The organism is Herbidospora sakaeratensis (assembly GCF_001570525.1).
GTDB lineage: Bacteria > Actinomycetota > Actinomycetes > Streptosporangiales > Streptosporangiaceae > Herbidospora > Herbidospora sakaeratensis.
In genome coordinates this window covers 166,807-185,606 of sequence record NZ_BBXC01000016.1, presented here as the reverse complement: position 1 = coordinate 185,606, position 18,800 = coordinate 166,807, and the positions used below count along the sequence as shown (strand labels likewise).

Sequence of the window (18,800 nt, the reverse complement as noted above, 5' to 3'; positions counted from 1 at the left end):
CGGGTCACTTCCCGAGTGAGGAGAGTTCCTCGGCCTCGTGGTGCACCTCGACGCGCTCGCTCGGGACTGCCTCGGCCGGCTCGGAGTAGACCTTGGTCTCCTCGGCACGGCCGTGCGCGACGAACGTGGCGGTCGGCTCCGCGACCGGCGCGGGCCGGTTCTCCGGGTCCCGCCCGACCCGGTGATCAGCCATGATCAGATCGATGACGTTCTGCGGCATGTCTCTTCCCAGAAGTGAGCGCACAGTGCACGCGCCTCTACCCGCCGCCCCTCCTCAAACACGAGGGACGGGCCATATCACCGGGCCAGGTCCCGCACGGTGCGGAATCAGTCGGTAATCATGGGCGGTCATCACCCTGGCGCAGGCCTTCCGCCCCAACTGCCTCCTTGTCGATGACAAGGCGGATCCAAGGCCGGGTCCCTAACGTCCGGGTCCATGAGATCACTTCACCTCCTGCTCGGTGTCCTGGTCGCCGCCGGAACACTCGCCGCCCCGGCGGCCGCCGACTCCGGGCCCGTCATAGTCGGCGCCGAGGCCACCGTCACCGAGTCGCTCCAGACGTTCTGGACCCCGGAGCGCATCGCACGAGCAAGGTCGCGGGAGCTGCCTGCCCCCGCGGAAGGCGCCGCCCCGGCCCGGCCGGCCGAACCGGCGGGGCGTGAACTGACCGTCCCGGGTTCGGCGTCCGCCGGCGGCGCGCAGAAGGGCTTCCTCGCCAACCCCGTGGTGGGCCAGATCCTCGGGGAGGACGCGCAGGGACTGTTCGCCTGCTCGGCGAGCGCGGTGGGCGGACCCGGCCGCAACGTCATCGCGACCGCGGCCCACTGCGTCCATGACGGCCCAGGCGGCACCTGGGCGAAGAACCTCGTCTACATGCCCTACTACAACTACGGGCCCGACCCCTACTACGGCACCTGGACCGTCGTCGGGACCTACGTCTACAGCCCGTGGATCGAGTCGCGTGACCACACCTACGACTACGCCTTCGCGAGCGTGCTGCCGCGCGACGGCCGGGTCCTCGGTGACGTCACGGGATGGAACGGCATGTCGTTCAACCGCACGGGTGTCTACACCGCCGCGTTGTGGGGCTACCCGGCGATCCCGCCGTCCGAGGGCGAATGGCAGTACAACTGCGCCACCACCGTGATCGCCAGCGTCTTCAAGAGGCTGCAGGCGGGCGGCGACTGCGCCACTCTCGCCGCGCCGGGGTCGAGCGGCGGTCCGTGGATGTACGACTACCAGCAGTCCAGAGGCTGGGGTTACGTCACGTCGGTGAGCAGTCAGGGAGCACAGGGCCAGTGCGTCGTGGGCCCGTTCTTCGGCGACGCCGCGCGGCAACTCTGGGAGCACGCCGGCGCCCGCGGCGCGAACCTGTCCTGACGAGGGCCGGATCGTGAGGTCCATCGACAATAGGCACGACACAGTCGAATACGTCACGCCGCCAGTCGCCGACCATCGAGGAGCCAGGGGCGCCGACGTCGCCGACGTCGTCTAGGGCGCGGGCCTTGCGGCCGGGGTGGCCGGGGCGCGATGGGCGATCCGGAACGCGTGCGCGAACCACGGAATGACGTACGGCAGTCGCTTCACCGTCGACCTGGGCGCCCCGGTCAAGCTGCGGCCGACCCGCAGTCAGGTGATCGCTACTCGGGCGGCCACCGGCCGGCTCTCCGTGCTGTGCTCCCGCGCGCCGCCGCGAGCGGAGCCCGTCTCCAGCAGCACCCGCACGGCGTCCGCGCGCATCCACCGCTGGGTGAAGCACAGGAGCCGGCCCGAACCGGCGTCGTCGTCGAGGCTCTCCACCAGCCAGGCCGGGTCGCCCGTGCGGCTGCCCGGCTCGGTGGCCACGCCGGGGTCGATCGGGGCCATGCTCGCCCGGGTCCAGGCCCGTCGCGGGATCGCGCCGGCGCTGCCGCGCAGGATCGCGTCCAGCGAGCCGAACGAGCGCAGCGCCTGCGCCAGCTCCGGCACCACGGCCACCGGCACCCATTCGGTCCCGTAGGCGGCCGGCACGTCGTCGGTGAACGACCGCCGGCGCAGCCGGTGACAGGGGGTGTCCTCGGCCATCCGGAGCAGGGCGGCCACCTCGGCGGGCATCGGCACGACCGAGCAGGAGCGCACGACGGTGCGCGGCACCGACCCGGACTCGCGCACCATGCGGCTCCACGAGGGCGCTTCGGCGGGGGAGACGCGGTAGTCGACGCGGCGCGCGGTGAACGTGCCCACCCCTGACCGCCGCCTACGCCGCGACGCCGCCGACGGCGATCCCCGGCGCCGCCGAGGCCATCGGCGAGCTTCGCGCGGCGGGAGTCAAGGTCGTCCTGCAGACCGGCTACTCCCGCGACATCGCCGAATCCATCCTTGACGCCCTGGGCTGGACCGTCGGGCAGCACGTCGACGGCCTCGTCGCCGACGACGACGTCCCGCTCAGCCGCCCCGCGCCCTTCCGCGCCGTGGAACGGGCGCGGGTCTCCGAGGTCGGCCGGGTCCTCGTCGCCGGCGACACCCCCAACGACCTCGCCGCCGGCCGTAACGCGGGAGCGGGCTTCGTCGTCGGCGTGCTCACCGGCGCGGCCACCGCGGCCGAGCTGGGCGGCCATCGCCACACCCACCTGCTGCGGTCGGTGGCCGACCTCCCCTCGCTGCCGTAGGAGCTCCGCCTAGGGGGCCGCGGGGTCGAGGACGTCCATCAGCAGGATGGCGCCGGCGGTCCGGCCCTCTTCGTCGAGCATGCGGGAGAACTCGATGCTCAGCCGGGTGGTGCGCCCCCGCCGGTTGACGGCGTCGACGGCGATGCCGTCGGGCCAGTCGCGCGTCTCGGCGTCGGTGAGCATGGGCTTCAGTCGGGCCGTGAGGTCGTCGAGGGGCAGGCCGATGTCCAGGCCGGTCAGCGGACGCCCGGCGGCCTCCTCGGCGCGCACGCCCCACAACTCCTCGGCCCCGGGGCTCCAGACCAGGACGCGCAGCTCGGTGTCGACGACCGCGACGGCGTCGCCGAGGCTGCGGACCATCGCCGAGACGAACGCGTTGGCCTTGTCGAGCTCGTCGCTGCGGGCGTTGAGGGCGTCGTTGATCTGCTGGAGCTCGTCGTTGGTCGACTGGAGCTCCTCGTTCATGGTCTCCAGTTCCTCGTTGGTCGACTGGAGTTCCTCGTTGGTGGTCTCGAGCTCCTCGTTCGTGGACTGGAGTTCCTCGTTGGTGGTCTCCAGTTCCTCGTTGAGCGACTGGAGTTCCTCGTAGGCGTTCTCGAGCTCCCGGTTCGCCTGTTCGAGCTCGTCGCGCAGGCGGCGGTAGCGGGTCACGTCGTAGAAGTTGATGCCGACCCCGACGAGGTCGCCGCCGGCGTTCTGCAGGGGGACCACCGAGATGTCGTACACGCCGACGTCGGGCTGCCCCGACCGCGGCCAGATGATCTCCTGCAGTTCGACCGTGCGCAGCTCGGTCTGGGCCTGCTCGATCACCGAGCGCAGTTCGACGGGCCGGTAGGAGACCTCGAGGTCCTGGAACGGGCGGCCGACGTCGCGCGGGTTGAGGCTGAAGAGCGTCTCGGCGCGGCTGTTGACCAGGGCGAGCCGTCCGTTGGTGTCGAGGCCGAGCTGGGCGACCGGGCCGGAGGCCAGGGCGGAGCTCTGCAGCTCGCCCATCGACGTGTGGGCGGGCAGCGCCGACGACCAGGCGGGGCGCGCGCCCGACGAGACGGTGCCGGTCTTCTTGAACAGCCGCATGCGCAGGTCGAGGGGCTCGAACTTGTCGCTGTGGTTGAGCAGCATCTCGGCCTTGCCGAGGAACAGGTAGCCCGGGTTGGCCAGCGCGAAGTGGAACCGCCGGACGATGTTGAGCTGCGTCTCGGTGTTGAAGTACATCAGCGTGTTGCGGGCCAGCAGCAGGTCGACCCGGGAGATCGGGGCGTCGCGGGTCAGGTCGTTGCGGCCGAAGATCACCTGGCGGCGCAGGTCGCGGCGGAAGGCGTGGAGACCCTCCGACGACTCGAAGTAGGTCTCGCGGAGCTCCTGGGGGACCTCGGCCATCTGGCGGTCGGTGTAGGTGGCGCTGCGGGCCACCTGGAGCGCCTGCTCGTCGAGGTCGGTGGCGTAGATCTTGACGCGATCCTTGAACTCGTCGACGCCGATCTCCTCGGCGAGGACCATCGCGAGACTGTACGCCTCCTCGCCGGTGGCGCACCCGGCGCTCCAGACGCGGATGCCCTTGCCCGCCTGCTTGCCGGCGACGATGGCCGGCACGACCCGCTCGCGGAGCACCTGCCAGGCCACCGGGTCGCGGAAGAAGCTGGTCACGTTGATCAGCAGGCTGTCGAACAGCCGGTCGAACTCGGCGGGTTCCAGCTCCAGGTAGTCGCGGTATTCGCCGTAGTCGCGAAGCTTGAGGGATTCCAGCCGCCGGGCGATGCGCCTCATCAGGGTGGTGCGCTTGTAGCCGGTGAAGTCGAAACCCCTGGTCTCCTTCAGCATCGCCAGGAGGTCGTCGAAGTCACGTTCGTCAGCCGGGATCACACTCCGACCCTACGCCCCTGCCACGTCGTCCTGGGTGCTGAGCCGCGACTGCATCACCCTGATCGTCTCCAGCGCCTCGCGGGTCTGGTCGGCCTCCTCGGCGAGCCGGGTGAAGGACATGCGGTGCCCTCGCTGTTCCGCGGAGTGGATCATGCGCTGGAGCAGCCGGCCCCGTTCCTCCAGCCGCAGCACCGCCACCCACAGGGCGCGTTCGACCGCGTCGGCCTGTCCGGCGATCATGGTCTCCATCGACCACGAGTGGCCCACGCGGCAGTCGTAGCGGGGCTCCGGGTTGCCGGGCCGCGTGTACAGCGGGCCGCTGCAGTCGGGGCAGGTGAAGCCGGACAACTCCCCCTCGGGAGGGGTGGTCGGCAGCCGGGGCGTCAGGTAGCGGGCCAGGTCGCGCAGCAGTTCGTCGTCGGGCATGCTCTCCTCCGCGATCACCGGCGACCGGGTCTGGTCCACGATCCATTCGGCCAGCCGCCGGGCCGGCACGATCTGCGCCCGGCCGCTCGCCCGCAGCGCCGCCGACGGCATGCCGGGGAAGGCGCACTCCTCCGGGTCCTGTACGGCCACCACCCCGCCGTGCCGTTCCACCAGCCCGCTGCCGCGCGCCCCGTCGTCGAGGGTGCCGCTCAGCACCAGCCCCGCGACCCGCGGGCCCGCGGCGACGGCGGCGCTCATGAAGAGAAGGTCGGCGGCCGGGCGGTAGCCGTTGTAGCGGGGTCCCCGGCTGACCCGCTGGTGGTCGTCGTGCACCAGGAGGTGGTGGTCGGCCACGGCCACCCGGATCTCCCCGCGCACCAGCGGCAGGCCGTCCTCGGCGGGCGCCGCCTTGAGCGGCCCGGCCCGGTCGAGGATGCCCGCCAGCGCGCTCGACCCTGATGAGGCCACGTGCAGGACCACCAGGACGGCCGCGGGTAGGCTCGGCGGGAGACGGGCCACCAGGGTCCGCAACGGCTCCACCCCACCGGCCGACGCGGCGACGACCACGAGGTCTCTTCCCTGCTGGCTGTCCACGGGGTTTCCCTGCCCGCTATCTCGGCGTATGCACATAAGACCGCAAAAAGGGTAGGGACTCGGACATGATCCTCTCGCTCGCCGTCGTCCAGGAGGACGGCCCCGACCTCGGCCTCGCGCTGTCCGGCGAGGTCGACTGGACCTGGGCCGAATGGCTGGAGAGCTCCCTGACGGCGGTAATGTTCCGCCGGTTCGACCGGGTGACCCTGGACCTGGGCGGGGTGGGCTTCTGCGACCTGGAGGGCGCCCGGGTCCTGCTCCGCTTCAAGGCGCTGGTGGAGCTCGACGGGGCGATCCTGCTGCTGACCGGCGGTGGTCCGGCCACCCGCCTGCTCGGGCTGCTCTCCCCGGGGCTGGTAAGCACGCCGTCCCCGGTCCCCCTGGCCGTGGCCGACCCGGTCGCCGGTCATCGTCCCGTCGTGCGGGGAGCCCGGCCCGGCGCGGAGTCGCGGCCGCGCCGCCCGCTCGACCCGGCTCCGGCCGCCGACGCGGTGCATCCGGTCATGCGGCGGGCCGCGGAGCTGAGGGAGATCATGCGGGAGGAGCTGCGGACCATGCGCGAACGCGCCGCCGCCAACTGCGCCGACATGGCCGACCTGCACGACCGCCTCGCGCGGATGCACGAGTACGCCGGGCACACGCTCGACTGCGACTGCGACTCCCACGAGCGCAAGGCCGCGGAGTTCCGGGCCAGGAGCAACCGGTTCGCCCCCGCCTGACCTTCCCGGAAATCCCCGCGCGACTGGCCCCCCGTCCTTGGGGCATGGTGTCCCCCAGTGGCGACCAGGCGACGGAGACGGGGGAGCGATGACCGAGTCGGCCGACGCGTTCGAGACCGAGTTCATCGAGTTCCAGAAGCGCCTGGCGTATCTGCGGGAGTCGCGGGCGTACGTGACCGCCGAGCTCGGCCGCGACGAATGGGTCGACGCCGCCCTGCTGGAGCTCGACGTGGCCACCGAGGAGCTCAAGGTCCGCCAGGAGGAGCTGGTCTCCTGGGCCGACCAGGTGGCCGCAGAGAAGAGCCCGGCCGAGCTGGAGCGCCTGCTGCTGCGGGCCGCCTTCACCGGCTCGCCGTTCCCCACCCTGATCGTGACCGGCGACGACGGGGTGATCCGGCGCGCCAACGCCGCCGCGCTGGCCCTCCTCGACGTGACCCAGTCGTACGCGTCCGGCCGCCCCTTCCCCGTCTTCGCCGACCTGCGCTTCCGGGCCGCCCTGCGGTCGGCGCTGGCGGCGGTGAGCCGGACCGGCGAGACCCGGACGGTCCGCATGCGGCTGGCCCGGCGACGGCTGCCCCCGGTGGATGTCACCCTCGCGATCACCGCGCTCGACCTGCCGGGTGAGCGCCCCCATCTGATGATCGGCACCTCGATCGTGCCGCCGCTCGAACCGGTCGCGCCGTCGGCGCCCGAGATCCACCCCGCGCGGGAGGACGTGCTGGCCGCCTTCTCCCGGCTGCTGCTCTCGCCCGGCTTCTCCCTGGGGAAGGCGGCGGCCGCGCTGCTCGACGCCATGGCCGACTGGGTGTACGTCGACCTGCTCGACCAGACCGGGGTCTGGCGTCCGGGGGCGGCCCTGGCGGGCCGCGGCGCCGACGCCGCCGACCGGCCGCTCGTCCTGCAGCGGCGGGTGCTCGACACCGGGCGCCTGGCGCTGGAGAGCCCGCTCGACGACCTCGGCGTCCTGGGGGAGGACCCAGACGGGGTGAAGGTGGCCGCGCGGCTGGGCGTCGGCTCCCTGGTCTGCGTGCCGCTCGCGGCCCGCCGCCCGATGGGCACGGTGACCCTCCTGCGCCGCGCCGGCGGAGGCCGTCCGCTCTCCCTGGCCGAGGCCGGCCTGGTGCGCGAGCTGGGCGACCAGCTGGCGCTCCGGCTCGACCTCGACGAACTCTTGGGCTGACCGGGGGCGTGGCGCGGCCGAAGCGGGGCAGGCGGACCCTTGTCGGAAGGAGGAACGATGACAACCGCCCGCGAGATCATGACTCCGAACGCGGAGTGCGTGAACTCCGACCAGACCATCGCCGACGCCGCCGAGAAGATGCGGCGCCTCGACGTCGGCTCCCTGCCGATCTGCGGGGAGGACCAGCGCCTCAAGGGCATGATCACCGACCGCGACATCGTGGTGAAGGTGATCGCCCAGGGCCGCGACCCGAAGTCCTGCCTGGCCGGTGAGCTGGGAGGCAAGAAGGTCGTGACCATCGGCGCCGACGACGACGCGGGGGAGATCCTGCGCACGATGGGCGCCGGCAAGGTCCGCCGCCTGCCCGTGATCGACGGTCACACCCTGGTGGGGATGGTCGCTTTGGCCGATGTCGCCAAGGCCCTTCCGGAAACGTCGGTCGGCGACCTCATGGCGGCGCTGACCACCGACTGACGTCTTCGCCGGTCCGGCCGTGCCGCCACGGCCGGACCACCGGACGAGAGGCACGGACCATGCCCGCACGCGAGGAACTCCCCGACACGCTGAAGCGCTCCCCGAAGAAGGCCCAGCGGACCTGGCTCAAGGCCCACGACTCGGCCGTCGAACAGTACGGCGAGGGCGAACGGGCCCACCGGACCGCCAACGCCGCCCTCAAGCACGGCTTCGAGAAGGTCGGCGACCACTGGGAGGCCAAGGCCGAGAAGGGCCCCTCCGACCGCCAGGCCGAGAAGAGCACCCCCAAGCCCGGCAAGACCGCCGAGGGCGTCGACGCCAACGCCTCCAAGCAGCACCTCTACGACGTCGCCAAGCGCCTGGAGGTGCCGGGCCGGTCGTCGATGAGCAAGACCGAGCTCGTCGAGGCGATCAAGAAGGCGAACCGGAGGGCCTCGGCGAAGGCCCGGTCGTGAGGAACGCCCGCACGATCGGCCCGGTGACCTCCGGGTCGATCGTGTGGGTCTGCCCGTCGAGGGCCACCACCTGGGCTCCCTGGACCGCCGTGCCCAGGGCCCCCACCATGCCGCGCAGCCGGTCGGGGCTGGCCGCGCCGTCGAGCACCAGCGTGGGCGGCGGGCGCAGGGCGGCCAGCTGCGCGGGCAGGCCGCGGTCGGTCACCAGCAGGGCGTCGTAGACGCACGAGGGCGCCAGGTCCTCCAGACGCCGCCAGAAGGGCGCGTTCCTGGCCTCCTCGACCATGTGCGGCGGCATGCCGATGATCTTCAGCTGGAAGTACTCGACCGCCTCCGCCCGCCGCCCCTGGGAGACCAGCTCGGTCAGGTGGCCGGCGTGGTCGGCGGGGGAGGGGTTCTCGTTCTGGTAGGGCGGCTCGTAGAGGGCCAGCCGGGTGATGCGGGCCCCGTCGAGCAGCGCCTTCAGCGCCAGCAGCCCGCCCGAGGAGTAGCCGAACACGGCCGCCTCGCCGCCCGCGACCTCGATCATCGCCTTCAGGTCGTCGACCTCGTCGGCGATCCGGTAGGGCACGGCCACCTCGCCGCTGCCGCCGCGCCCCCGGCGGTCGTACACGAAGACCGTGAAGTGGTCGGCGAGCGCCTCGGCCAGCGGCAGCCCGGCGGCGCGCTCGTTGAAGACGCCCAGCACGACGATCACCGGCGGCCCCTCGCCGACCTGGTCGTAGGCCAGCGTGGTGCCGTCACGCGAGGTCGTAATCATCATGACAACCGTTCTATCAGCCGCTACCGTCGTACCCAGTCCAGCGAAACGAGGAGAGGCCATGGCTGCCCGCCCGGTGTGACCGGGGTGGTCCAGCGCTGCCCCGGTCAAGACGAGAAACAGTTCTTCTCTCACATTGACTGGAGCATTTCTTCCAATGCCGTGGTACACGGATTTCTTCACCGAGCTGCCCAACACCTTCTGGCGGGCCGCCGTGCCCGTCGAGTACACCACCGCCGAGATCGACTTCCTGATGTCCCTGCCCGGCGACCACGTCCTCGACGTGGCCTGCGGCAGCGGGCGGCACGCCCTCGAACTGGCCGCGCGCGGCCGCCGGGTGACCGGCGTCGACGTGTCGGCCGAGGCGGTCGCCCACGCGACCCGGGAGGCCGCCCGGCGCGGCCTCGACGCCGGTTTCCAGGTCGGCGACATGCGCGCGCTGCCCGCGTCGGCCGCCGACACGGCGATCTGCATGGGCAACGCCTTCGGCTACCTCGACCACGACGAGACGGTCGCCTTCCTGAACGGGCTGACCGCCGAGACGCTGGTCCTCGACTACGGCTTCGTGGCCGAGTCGTTCCTCCCGGGCCTCACCCTGGAGGAGGAGCCGATGACCATCGGCGGCGTCACCGCCGAGCAGGTCAACGAGTACGACGTGACGGCGAGCCGCTGGCTCACCCACTTCACCTTCACCCGAGGTGACGAGGTGCACCGGGGGACCTCGGTCCAGCACGTCTACACCGCCGCCGAGGTCCGCCGCCTGGTCGCCCAGGCGGGCTTCCAGAAGATCGACCTGTACGCCGGCCCCGACCGCGCCCCCTACACGATCGGGTCGAGCCGCCTGATCCTGGTGGCGCGCCGCTAGGCCAGCAGAGCGACGGCCGCGCGGAAGGCCCACGGGAGCCGCCGCGCGGCCGGCGCGATCAGGTCGCCGGTCACCCGGTTGCCCCTGACGGCCACCAGCGCCCCCGTGAGCGCCCGCTGCCGCCGCGACAGCCGCCGCCAGGCCCGTTCGTACGACCCGGGGTCGCCGGCCCGCAGCGCCGCCACGAGCGCCTCCGCCGACCGCGCGGCCAGCGAGATCCCCTCGCCGGTGAGCGCGTCCACGTATCCGGCGGCGTCGCCGACGAGCAGCACCCGCCCGGCCACCCGCGCACGGGCCCCCTGCCGCAGCGGTCCCGCCCCCCTGACCGGCGAACACGCGGCCCCGAGCCGGTCGCGCAGCGCGGGGAAGGCCGCCAGGTGCTCCTCGTAGGGCGCCCGCCGCGAGCTCAGCACCGCCACCCCGACCAGCCCGGCCCCCACCGGCGTCACGTACGCCTCCGCGCCCGGCGACCAGTGCACCTCGACGTGGGGGCTCCACGGGGCGGCCGCGAAGTGGCGGCGCAGGCCGTGGCGGCGGATCCGCCGCGACGCGACGGTCAGCCCCAGGGCGGCGCGCAAGGGGGAGTGCAGCCCGTCGGCGGCGACCAGCCAGCGGGCCCGGCCGAACCCGTCGGCCTCGACGTCGCCGAGACGCTGCCGGAACCGCCCGACCCGCCCGGCGACCACCCGCACCCCGAGGTCGGCGGCCCGCTTGGCGAGCGCCTCGTGCAGGACCGTGCGCCGGACCCCGAGCCCGGCCGCGCCGCGCGGGAACGGCGCGGTCACCGAGCCGCCCGCGTCGAGGTAGGCGATGCCGCGCAGCGGCCACCCCTCGGGCCGCACCCCCAGGGACCGCAGCGCCTCGACGCCCGTGGGCATCAGCCCCTCGCCGCACGCCTTGTCGACCGGGGTCGCCCGGGGTTCGACGACGACGGCCTCCATCCCGGCCAGCGCGGCGTGACAGGCGGTCGCCAGCCCGGCGGGCCCGCCGCCCGCGATCAATAAGTCGATCACGCCGTTCCCAGCCGGGCCAGCGCGGCCTCCTCACACCGGATCCGGACCACCATCAGCCCCGCGTTCAGCACCGTGAAGACCAGGGCGGTCACCCAGGCCGAGTGGACGAGCGGCAGCGCCAGCCCCTCGACGGCCACCGCGACGTAGTTGGGGTGGCGCAGATGGCGGTAGGGCCCGCCCGTGACCGCCGTCAGGCCGGGCACCACCACGACCTGGGTGTTCCACTGGTGGCCCAGCGTCCGGATACACCACCAGCGCAGCCCCTGCGAGGCGATCACCAGGGCCAGCATCGGCCAGCCGAGGGCGGGCACGAAGGGGCGGCCGGTGGCGTACACCTCGATCAGGCACCCGGCCAGCAGGCCGGTGTGCAGCACCACCATGAACGGATAGTGGCCCTGACCGGCGACGACGCCACCCCGGTCGAGGCTCCAGCGGAGGTTGCGCTTGGCGACGACGAGTTCGGCGAGCCGTTCGAGGCCGACGAGGGCGACCAGCAGGGCGTACCAGCCCATCACCACTCCAGGAGGACGAGTTCCGAGCAGAACCCCGGGCCCATCGCGATCATGAGGCCGGGGGTGCCCTTCGGGGGATCGAGCGCCATCGTGTCGGCCAGCACGCGCAGCACCGACGACGACGACAGGTTGCCGACCTCGGCCAGCGACCGCCACGTCACGTCGAGGGCGTCCGGCGGCAGGTCGAGGGCCTCGACGACCGCCTCCAGCACACGGGGCCCGCCGGGGTGGCAGACCCAGGCCGTGATGTCCGACCGGGTCAGACCGTGGTCGCCGAGGAAGCCGTCGACGTCGCCGGGCAGGTAGGTGCGGACCACGGCCGGGACGCTGGCGTCCAGGACCACCCGGAAGCCGCCGTTGGTGATGTCCCAGCCCATGACCTGGTCGGAGTCGGGATAGAGGTGGGAGCGCGAGTCGATCACGCGGGGGCCGGGGCCTTCGGAGGTGGTGGCGACCACGGCGGTCACGCCGTCGCCGAACAGTCCGCCCGCGACCAGGTTGGCGATCGAGCGGTCGTCGCGCTGGATCGTCAGCGAGCAGAACTCCACCGACAGCAGCACCGCGACCCGCCCGGCCCCCGCCCCCAGATAGTCGTGGACGCGGGCCACCCCGGCCGCGCCGCCCACGCAGCCCAGGCCGAACAGCGGCAGGCGTTTCACGTCGGGTCGCATGCCGAGGCGGGAGGCGATGCGGGCCTCGATCGACGGCGCGGCGATGCCGGTCACCGTCGTGAAGAGCATCAGGTCGACGTCGCGGGGGGTCAGGCCGGCCGCGTCGAGGGCTTCGGCGACGGCCTGGGAGCCCAGGTCGACCGCCGCCGCGACGAACACGTCGTTGGCCGCGCCGAAACCGTCGAGTTTCACATAGTCGTCGAGGGGCAGTACGAGGTGCCGGAACTCCACTTGGGCGTGCCGGTGGAGCCGGTCGAGAACGCGGCGTTCGGTGGCGTCGAGAATGCCCAGTCGGGCGATCGCATCGGTGATCTCAGCCTGCGCGTAGCGGTTCGGCGGCAGGACGCCCTGAACGGCGGCGATACGTGACATCGCACTCCCAGATCGGCAGAAATCCATCCCCTTCCGATCTCTGCCCACCCCTCACGGGTTCATGTGCGTCCCGTTGGGAACCCCAACCCCTGTGCTCCTGGGATTAGCCCTCGCGTGTCACCCCGGGCCGACGCTGGCGGTCACCGCGCTGGTGACCGCACTGGCCGCCGGTTCGGGACGGGACTTCGCCGGATGCCTGCTCGTGCTGGCCGCCGTGCTGACCGGGCAGGTGTCGGTGGGCTGGTCGAACGACGCCGTGGACGCGAACCGCGACCGGGCCCTGGGCCGGACCGGCAAGCCCGTGGTCGCCGGGCGTGTCCCGGTCGCGACCCTGTGGGCGGCCGCCTTCGCCGCCCTGCTGGCGTGCGTGCCGCTGTCGCTGGCGAGCGGCGCGGCGGCGGGCGCCTTCCATCTGCTGGGGGTGGCGGCGGCGTGGGCGTACAACCTCGGCCTGAAGGCCACCGTCTTCTCGTGGGCGCCCTACGCGATCGGGTTCGGGCAGTTCCCGGCGTTCGTGTCGCTCGGGCTGCCCGGCCAGCCCTGGCCCGCCTGGTGGTCGGTGGCCGCCGGGGCGCTGCTCGGGATCGGCGCCCACCTGGCCAACGTGCTGCCCGACATCGACGGCGACCTGGAGACGGGCGTGCACGGCCTGCCCCAGCGGCTCGGCCGCCGCCGGACCCTGACGCTCACCCCGGTCTTCCTGGTCGCCGCCGTCGTGGTGCTCTGGTGGCCCGCGGCGCCGCTCGCCGCCGCGCTGGCGCTGGCCCCGCGCCTGGTACGCCGCCCGTCGGCGCCGTTCCAGAGCGCGGTCGCCGTGGCGGCGCTGGCCGTCGTGCTCCTGCTCCTGCGCGGAACCGGCTAGCCCTTGTAGTTGAACACCTGACGCAGCGTGTGCTGCACGGTCACCAGGTCGGTCTGGTCGGCCATGACCTGGTCGATGGGCTTGTACGCCTCCGGGTGCTCGTCGACCAGCGACGACGCCCGGTCGGCGTTCCAGGTCCGTCCCTCCATCGCCTTCTTCAGCGACGACGCGGTGAGCGTGCGCTTGGCCTGCCCGCGCGACATCCGCCGCCCCGCCCCGTGGGAGCACGAGTGGTAGGAGTCGGAGTTGCCCTTCCCGCGCACGATGTACGACTGCGTCCCCATCGAGCCCGGGATGACGCCCTCGTCGCCGGTGTCGGCCTTGATGGCGCCCTTGCGGGTGATCCACAACGACTTGCCGTGGTGGGTCTCCCGCTGGGTGAAGTTGTGGTGGCAGTTGATCGTCCGGACCCGGCGGCCCTTCCCGACCACCGAGAACAGCGCGTTCGACAACACCGCGTCCATCCGCGCCCGCGAGGCCATCGCGTACGCCTGCGACCACAACATGTCGTCGATGTAGGCGGCGAACTCGGGCGTGCCCTGGACGAAGTAGGCCAGGTCGGGGTCTTCCAGCCCGATCGCCGCCTGCTTCATCGCCCTCTTCGCGTCGGCGATGTGGCGGGTGGCGAGCTGGTTCCCGATCCCGCGCGAGCCGGAGTGGAGCACCGTCCACACCCGGTCGCGCTCGTCGAGGCAGACCTCCACGAAGTGGTTGCCCGACCCGAGGGTGCCGAACTGCGTCGCCACCGTCTTGTCCTGCTTGGCGGTCAGTTCCGTGGACGGCCGCCCGAGCGCCTCCAGCGCCTTGTCGACGGCCCGGTCGTCGTGGCCCCGGCCCACGCCGGCCGGGATGCTCCGCTCGACCAGCGGCATCAGCGCGTCGAGGTTCCCGGGCAGGTCGGCGGCGGTCAGGTCGGTCTCGGTCGCGATCATTCCGCAGCCGATGTCGACCCCGACGGCGGCGGGGATGATCGCGCCCTCGGTGGGGATGACCGAGCCGACGGTCGCGCCGATCCCGATGTGCGCGTCGGGCATGAGCGCGACGTGTCCGGACACGAACCGCAGGCGCGCGGTCCGGGCCGCCTGCTCGATCGTTCCGGCGTCGATGTCGCTGGCCCAGGACAGCAGGTTGTGGGCGACTTCCTTCGGCATGATGATCTCCTGTTCAGTGCGATCAGTGTGCCGAACCGGGGTTAAGCGTTCCCAATGGTTTTCCTCTGGAGGAATCCCCGTTGATCGGGCGCGGTTGTATCTGCTCTAAGCTGGCATACAGAATGGAGATGGTTACGTGCTGGTCGACTCGTTCGGGCGTGTCGCGACAGACCTGCGGGTGTCGCTGACCGATCGATGCAACCTCCGGTGCAGCTACTGCATGCCGCCGGAAGGTCTCGACTGGCTGCCGAAACCCGACCTGCTGACCGCCGACGAGATCGTCCGCCTGGTCACCATCGGCGTGCGCGACCTGGGTGTCACCGAGGTCCGCTACACCGGCGGCGAGCCGTTGCTGCGCCGCGAACTGGTCGAGATCGTCGCCCGCACCTCCGGCCTGGGCGCCGAGATCTCTCTCACGACCAACGGCATCGGCCTGGCGAAGCTGGCCGCCCCGCTCGCCGAGGCGGGCCTCCACCGGGTCAACGTGTCGCTCGACACGATTGACCGCGAGATCTTCAAGAAGCTGGCCCACCGCGACCGCCTGCCCGACGTCCTCGACGGCCTGGCCGCCGCCGACGCGGCCGGCCTGCGGCCGGTGAAGGTCAACGCCGTCCTGATGCGCGACGTCAACGACCACGAGGCCGCCGGCCTGCTGCGTTACTGCCTCGACCGCGGCTACCAGCTCCGGTTCATCGAGCAGATGCCCCTCGACGCCCAGCACGGCTGGAGCCGCGAGAACATGATCACCGCCGACGAGATCCTCGGCCTGCTCGGGGCCCACTTCACCCTTGACGACGCCGACCCGAAGGAGCGCGGCAGCGCGCCGGCCGAGTTGTTCCTCGTCGACGGCGGCCCCGCCACGGTCGGCGTGATCGGCTCGGTCACCCGCCCGTTCTGCGGGGCCTGCGACCGCGTCCGCCTGACCGCCGACGGCCAGATCCGCAACTGCCTGTTCGCCACCGAGGAGTCCGACCTCCGCCGGGCGATGCGCGAGGGCGCCTCCGACGCCGACCTCGCCGCCCGCTGGACCGCCTCGATCGCCCGCAAGAAGCCCGGCCACGGCATCGACAACCCCGAGTTCCTCCAGCCGTCCCGCCCGATGAGCGCGATCGGCGGCTGACCCGTCCCTAGCGATCTGGAGCCCGACCGTGAACGTGCTGGAGGAATGGACCGCCCTGGTCTGCCGCGAACTCGGCATCGACCCGGCCGTCGTCGACCGCGACATGGTGCTCGATCTGACGCGCGACGTCGCCCACGGGGTCGCCCGGCCGGCCGCGCCGCTGACGGCCTACCTCCTCGGCCTGGCCCAGGGCGCCGGCACCGCTCCCGAGGGGGCGGCGGCGGTCATCTCCGCCAAGGCGGCCGAATGGAGCCGCGACTAGGTTCTAGGATGCCTCGGGTGGGCGCGGGGCCCTCGGATCGTTTCGTTCGCGGGAAATCACGAGGGGTTCGCCGACCTTGGACACGCTGCTGCCCGACGACCCCGCCCTGATCGGCCCCTACCGGCTCGAAGGACGGCTCGGCGCGGGCGGCATGGGCGAGGTCTTCCTCGCCCGCTCACCGGGCGGCCGGGTCGTCGTGGTCAAGCGTGTGCACCGCCACCACGCGGGCGACCCCGAGTTCCGCGTCCGCTTCGCCCGCGAGATCGACGCCGCCCGCCGGGTCGGAGGCCATTTCACCGCCCAGGTGATCGCGGCCGACCCCGCCGCCGACCTCCCCTGGATGGCCGCCGCCCACATCCCCGGCCCGTCGCTCCACACCCTGGTCTCGGAACGCGGCCCGCTCCCGGTCGAGGCCGTGACCGCCTTGGGCGCGGCACTCGCGGAGGGCCTGGCCGCCATCCACGACTGCGGCCTGATCCACCGCGACTTGAAGCCGTCCAACGTGATCTGCGCCGACGACGGCCCCCGCATCATCGACTTCGGCATCGCCCGCCCCCTGGACGCCGGCCCGCTGACCGAGACGGGCGCGCTCGTCGGCACCTGCTCCCACATGTCGCCCGAGCGGCTCAACGGCCACCCCGCCACCCCGGCCGCCGACGTCTTCGCCCTCGGCTGCGTCCTGGTCTTCGCCGCCACCGGCCACGGCCCCTTCCCGGCGGGCACTCTGCCTGCGGTCATCCACCGCATCACCACCGGCGACGGCGACCTGAGCGACGTCCCAGAGCGGTTACGCCCTCTCATCGCCGCCTGCCTGTCCACCGACCCCGCGGCCCGCCCGACCGTCGCCGAGATCCTCACCACCCTCGGCCCGCCCGTGCCACCCGGAGGCCTCCCGCCATTCGGAGATGTCGGGCCACTTGGCCACGTCTCGCCACCCGGGAGCCTCGCACCGGCCGGAAACTCTGCCCCAGACGCGTTGGTGGGACAGTCGGCAGACGTGGGACCGCCTTCGTCGGCGGGGCCCGTGTCGGACCGGACGCCCGGGTTGCCCCGGCGGGCCCTGCTGGCCGGTGGGCTGGCGGTGGGGGCCACGGTCGTGGTCGTCGGGGTCTCCCAGGTCTTCGGCGCGGAGGAGCTCGCGCCGGTCACGCCGGTCTCGGCGCGGCTCACGAAGACCCTCACCGGGCACGTGGGGGAGGTGTTCGCGGTGGCGTTCAGCCCCGATGGCACCCTGCTGGCCAGCGGCGGCGCCGACCGCACGGTGCGCCTGTGGGATCCCGCCGGGAAGGCGCGGCCCGAGGCGCTCACCGGTCACGAGAGCGGGGTCTACGCGGTGACCTTCACCGGCGACGCCCGCCTGCTGGTCTCCGCCGGCGGCGACCGGCTGGTGCGGTTGTGGGACGTCGCCGACCGGGTCATGCTCACCGGCCTGCCGGGTGGTGACGACGGCGTGAACGCGGTGGCGTCCAACACCGAGGGGACCGTGATCGCCACGGGCGGTGGCGACGGGACCATAACGCTCTGGGATCCGGCCGGCGGGGCCCGGCTCGGCAAGCTGGCCGGGCATGAGGAAGCGGTCGTCGCGGTGGCGTTCGACCCTGACGGAAGAGTGCTGGCCAGCGGCGGCGCCGATAAAACCGTGCGGATCTGGGACGTCGCCCGTCGCGCGCCCCTGCACACGCTGACCGCACATGAGGGCTGGGTCACCGCGGTGGCGTTCAGCCCCGATGGAAAGCTGCTGGTCAGCGGGGGAGCGGACCGGGTGGTGCGGTTGTGGGATCCGGCCGGCGCCGAGCGGGGCACGCTGCCCGGTCATGACGCCGGGGTCGCGGCGGCGGCGTTCTCCCGTGACGGGAGGCTGCTCGCCACCGGCAGCGGCGACCGCACCACAAGGTTGTGGGATCCGGTGTCCCGCACCCGGCTGGCCACGCTCACCGGGCACACGGCGGCGGTCGGGGCGGTGGCGTTCAACCACGATGGAAGCCTGCTGGCCACCGGCGGGGCCGACGCCACGGTCAGGGTCTGGGAGATTCGCTGATCTTTTCGCGAAGACAGTCAGACCGCGCCGCGAGTAAAGGCGGCAGAAAAGGTCTGGACATAGGGCGACGCCGGGTGGTTACGGGGGCAAACCACCCGGCGTCGCTTCATCGGCGTTCCGACGGGGGCCCGGAACGCCGGCACCAGCGCTCCGACGGGGGACCAGAGCGCTTGGCTAAACTGTACACCTACCACCCTTAGGATGCGTCAAGACTTAGTCACGACCCGATCTCGCGTCGATGCCGTGGTATCTCGTTTTGGTTAGCTCCATCCATGTCCTGAAGTGGGGGAAGGTCCTTTCCCCGCTCGTTGGCCCCGATCACGGCAAGGTACGGCAAAAGCACCGCGCCCGCGATGAAGACCCCTCGCAGCCACAGGGGCGCCCCGGGCCAGGCCACGGCCAGGATCAGGCAGACGACACGGATCGACATCTTGATCACGTAGCTGATCTCGCGCCTGCGGATGTCGGCCGACAACGACGGCTGCGCGTCGGTCACCTGGTGAACGGTCGTCTTCCGCCGATGAAACAGCTTCACGATCCAACCCTACGCCCGGGGCATATGATCGTTTCGCGACGACAGGGAGGCACGATGTCTGACCGCACCTACCGGGTGACCGAGATCGTGGGAACGTCGGGGGAGTCCGTCGACCAGGCCATTCGCAACGGGATCAGGCGGGCGTCGCAGACGCTGCGCCATCTCGACTGGTTCGAGGTGACGGAGGTCCGCGGCCACATCCAGGACGGCGAGGTCGCCCACTTCCAGGTGGGCATGAAGGTCGGTTTCCGCCTGGAAGACTCCGAATAGCAGAAGGGGGCG

Annotated in this window: 22 protein-coding genes; 12 read left to right on the top strand and 10 right to left on the bottom strand. The window is 72.3% G+C overall.

What is annotated here, in order from left to right; genetic code table 11:
- Positions 1-4: 4 nt before the first annotated feature.
- Positions 5-220, bottom strand: coding sequence for a hypothetical protein (locus tag AW271_RS26615; RefSeq protein WP_062340337.1), 216 nt, complete (start codon positions 218-220; stop codon positions 5-7).
- A gap of 216 nt (positions 221-436) precedes the next feature.
- Here AW271_RS26615 and AW271_RS26610 point away from each other — a divergent pair, with 216 nt between their 5' ends.
- Positions 437-1,381 (top strand): trypsin-like serine peptidase, encoded by a 945-nt coding sequence (locus AW271_RS26610; protein WP_062340336.1) that lies wholly within the window; start codon positions 437-439, stop codon positions 1,379-1,381.
- A gap of 249 nt (positions 1,382-1,630) precedes the next feature.
- Here the strand turns inward: AW271_RS26610 and AW271_RS26605 are convergent, their stop codons facing one another.
- On the bottom strand, positions 1,631-2,224 hold the full coding sequence (locus AW271_RS26605; protein ID WP_062340335.1) for a GntR family transcriptional regulator: 594 nt from the start codon (positions 2,222-2,224) through the stop codon (positions 1,631-1,633).
- 2 nt (positions 2,225-2,226) lie between these two features.
- On the opposite strand from AW271_RS26605, the gene AW271_RS38950 reads away from it, so the two are divergent.
- Positions 2,227-2,649 carry an HAD family hydrolase gene (locus tag AW271_RS38950; RefSeq protein WP_083977249.1) on the top strand — a complete coding sequence of 141 codons (423 nt, stop codon included), beginning with the start codon at positions 2,227-2,229 and terminating at the stop codon, positions 2,647-2,649.
- Positions 2,650-2,658: 9 nt separating this feature from the next.
- On the opposite strand, the gene AW271_RS26595 is transcribed toward AW271_RS38950, so the two are convergent.
- Complete coding sequence (locus AW271_RS26595) at positions 2,659-4,509, bottom strand: CheR family methyltransferase (protein WP_083977247.1); 1,851 nt, start codon at positions 4,507-4,509, stop codon at positions 2,659-2,661.
- A 9-nt stretch (positions 4,510-4,518) separates the two neighbouring features.
- The gene (locus AW271_RS26590; protein ID WP_062340333.1) at positions 4,519-5,529 is read right to left on the bottom strand and encodes a chemotaxis protein CheB; all 1,011 of its coding nucleotides are present in this window, start codon (positions 5,527-5,529) and stop codon (positions 4,519-4,521) included.
- A 65-nt stretch (positions 5,530-5,594) separates the two neighbouring features.
- Between AW271_RS26590 and AW271_RS26585 the strand changes: the two genes are divergently transcribed.
- The 4 genes from AW271_RS26585 to AW271_RS26570 all read left to right on the top strand — a co-directional run bounded on the left by AW271_RS26585 (position 5,595) and on the right by AW271_RS26570 (position 8,357).
- Positions 5,595-6,248, top strand: a complete 654-nt coding sequence (locus tag AW271_RS26585; RefSeq protein WP_062340332.1) for an STAS domain-containing protein — start codon at positions 5,595-5,597, stop codon at positions 6,246-6,248.
- Between the two features lie 88 nt (positions 6,249-6,336).
- The gene (locus AW271_RS26580; protein WP_062340331.1) at positions 6,337-7,428 is read left to right on the top strand and encodes a PAS domain-containing protein; all 1,092 of its coding nucleotides are present in this window, start codon (positions 6,337-6,339) and stop codon (positions 7,426-7,428) included.
- A 57-nt stretch (positions 7,429-7,485) separates the two neighbouring features.
- Complete coding sequence (locus tag AW271_RS26575) at positions 7,486-7,902, top strand: CBS domain-containing protein (protein WP_062340330.1); 417 nt, start codon at positions 7,486-7,488, stop codon at positions 7,900-7,902.
- 59 nt (positions 7,903-7,961) lie between these two features.
- Positions 7,962-8,357 (top strand): ChaB family protein, encoded by a 396-nt coding sequence (locus tag AW271_RS26570; RefSeq protein ID WP_062340329.1) that lies wholly within the window; start codon positions 7,962-7,964, stop codon positions 8,355-8,357.
- Here AW271_RS26570 and AW271_RS26565 read toward each other — a convergent pair.
- Positions 8,314-9,120, bottom strand: coding sequence for an alpha/beta fold hydrolase (locus AW271_RS26565; RefSeq protein WP_062340328.1), 807 nt, complete (start codon positions 9,118-9,120; stop codon positions 8,314-8,316). The two genes, AW271_RS26570 and AW271_RS26565, sit on opposite strands and share 44 nt — an antisense overlap.
- Before the next feature lie 154 nt (positions 9,121-9,274).
- Between AW271_RS26565 and AW271_RS26560 the strand changes: the two genes are divergently transcribed.
- Complete coding sequence (locus tag AW271_RS26560) at positions 9,275-9,982, top strand: class I SAM-dependent methyltransferase (protein ID WP_062340327.1); 708 nt, start codon at positions 9,275-9,277, stop codon at positions 9,980-9,982.
- On the opposite strand, the gene AW271_RS26555 is transcribed toward AW271_RS26560, so the two are convergent.
- The 3 genes from AW271_RS26555 to AW271_RS26545 are packed head-to-tail and all read right to left on the bottom strand — an operon-like array spanning position 9,979 to position 12,550.
- Entirely contained in the window at positions 9,979-10,995 is a 1,017-nt protein-coding gene (locus AW271_RS26555) for an NAD(P)/FAD-dependent oxidoreductase (protein WP_062340326.1), read from the bottom strand. The genes AW271_RS26560 and AW271_RS26555 overlap by 4 nt on opposite strands.
- On the bottom strand, positions 10,992-11,507 hold the full coding sequence (locus AW271_RS26550; protein ID WP_062340436.1) for an isoprenylcysteine carboxyl methyltransferase family protein: 516 nt from the start codon (positions 11,505-11,507) through the stop codon (positions 10,992-10,994). Before AW271_RS26550 ends, AW271_RS26555 begins: the two co-directional genes overlap by 4 nt.
- The gene (locus tag AW271_RS26545) at positions 11,507-12,550 is read right to left on the bottom strand and encodes a type III polyketide synthase (RefSeq protein WP_062340325.1); all 1,044 of its coding nucleotides are present in this window, start codon (positions 12,548-12,550) and stop codon (positions 11,507-11,509) included. Before AW271_RS26545 ends, AW271_RS26550 begins: the two co-directional genes overlap by 1 nt.
- A gap of 91 nt (positions 12,551-12,641) precedes the next feature.
- On the opposite strand from AW271_RS26545, the gene AW271_RS26540 reads away from it, so the two are divergent.
- Positions 12,642-13,412, top strand: a complete 771-nt coding sequence (locus AW271_RS26540; protein ID WP_245653207.1) for a UbiA family prenyltransferase — start codon at positions 12,642-12,644, stop codon at positions 13,410-13,412.
- Here the strand turns inward: AW271_RS26540 and AW271_RS26535 are convergent.
- Positions 13,409-14,563, bottom strand: coding sequence for an RtcB family protein (locus AW271_RS26535; protein WP_062340323.1), 1,155 nt, complete (start codon positions 14,561-14,563; stop codon positions 13,409-13,411). The genes AW271_RS26540 and AW271_RS26535 overlap by 4 nt on opposite strands.
- 136 nt (positions 14,564-14,699) lie before the next feature.
- On the opposite strand from AW271_RS26535, the gene moaA reads away from it, so the two are divergent.
- From moaA to AW271_RS26520, 3 genes are all read left to right on the top strand, one after another.
- Positions 14,700-15,683, top strand: coding sequence for a GTP 3',8-cyclase MoaA (gene moaA, locus AW271_RS26530; protein WP_062340322.1), 984 nt, complete (start codon positions 14,700-14,702; stop codon positions 15,681-15,683).
- Positions 15,684-15,711: 28 nt separating this feature from the next.
- Entirely contained in the window at positions 15,712-15,945 is a 234-nt protein-coding gene (locus AW271_RS26525; protein WP_062340321.1) for a DUF6457 domain-containing protein, read from the top strand.
- Positions 15,946-16,021: 76 nt separating this feature from the next.
- Positions 16,022-17,983, top strand: a complete 1,962-nt coding sequence (locus AW271_RS26520) for a WD40 repeat domain-containing serine/threonine protein kinase (protein ID WP_062340320.1) — start codon at positions 16,022-16,024, stop codon at positions 17,981-17,983.
- Positions 17,984-18,200: 217 nt separating this feature from the next.
- Here AW271_RS26520 and AW271_RS26515 read toward each other — a convergent pair whose 3' ends face one another.
- On the bottom strand, positions 18,201-18,518 hold the full coding sequence (locus tag AW271_RS26515) for a DUF3099 domain-containing protein (RefSeq protein ID WP_062340319.1): 318 nt from the start codon (positions 18,516-18,518) through the stop codon (positions 18,201-18,203).
- Between the two features lie 54 nt (positions 18,519-18,572).
- On the opposite strand from AW271_RS26515, the gene AW271_RS26510 reads away from it, so the two are divergent.
- Positions 18,573-18,788, top strand: coding sequence for a dodecin (locus AW271_RS26510; protein WP_030452318.1), 216 nt, complete (start codon positions 18,573-18,575; stop codon positions 18,786-18,788).
- Positions 18,789-18,800: the final 12 nt, after the last annotated feature.

What these genes read in the sequence shown, in the direction of transcription:
- AW271_RS26615 (WP_062340337.1), bottom strand. Translation starts at nt 220, where the DNA reads ATGCCGCAGAACGTCATCGATCTGATCATGGCTGATCACCGGGTCGGG.
- AW271_RS26610 (WP_062340336.1), top strand. Translation starts at nt 437, where the DNA reads ATGAGATCACTTCACCTCCTGCTCGGTGTCCTGGTCGCCGCCGGAACA.
- AW271_RS26585 (WP_062340332.1), top strand. Translation starts at nt 5,595, where the DNA reads ATGATCCTCTCGCTCGCCGTCGTCCAGGAGGACGGCCCCGACCTCGGC.
- AW271_RS26580 (WP_062340331.1), top strand. Translation starts at nt 6,337, where the DNA reads ATGACCGAGTCGGCCGACGCGTTCGAGACCGAGTTCATCGAGTTCCAG.
- AW271_RS26575 (WP_062340330.1), top strand. Translation starts at nt 7,486, where the DNA reads ATGACAACCGCCCGCGAGATCATGACTCCGAACGCGGAGTGCGTGAAC.
- AW271_RS26570 (WP_062340329.1), top strand. Translation starts at nt 7,962, where the DNA reads ATGCCCGCACGCGAGGAACTCCCCGACACGCTGAAGCGCTCCCCGAAG.
- AW271_RS26565 (WP_062340328.1), bottom strand. Translation starts at nt 9,120, where the DNA reads ATGATGATTACGACCTCGCGTGACGGCACCACGCTGGCCTACGACCAG.
- AW271_RS26560 (WP_062340327.1), top strand. Translation starts at nt 9,275, where the DNA reads ATGCCGTGGTACACGGATTTCTTCACCGAGCTGCCCAACACCTTCTGG.
- AW271_RS26550 (WP_062340436.1), bottom strand. Translation starts at nt 11,507, where the DNA reads ATGGGCTGGTACGCCCTGCTGGTCGCCCTCGTCGGCCTCGAACGGCTC.
- AW271_RS26545 (WP_062340325.1), bottom strand. Translation starts at nt 12,550, where the DNA reads ATGTCACGTATCGCCGCCGTTCAGGGCGTCCTGCCGCCGAACCGCTAC.
- AW271_RS26535 (WP_062340323.1), bottom strand. Translation starts at nt 14,563, where the DNA reads ATGCCGAAGGAAGTCGCCCACAACCTGCTGTCCTGGGCCAGCGACATC.
- AW271_RS26510 (WP_030452318.1), top strand. Translation starts at nt 18,573, where the DNA reads ATGTCTGACCGCACCTACCGGGTGACCGAGATCGTGGGAACGTCGGGG.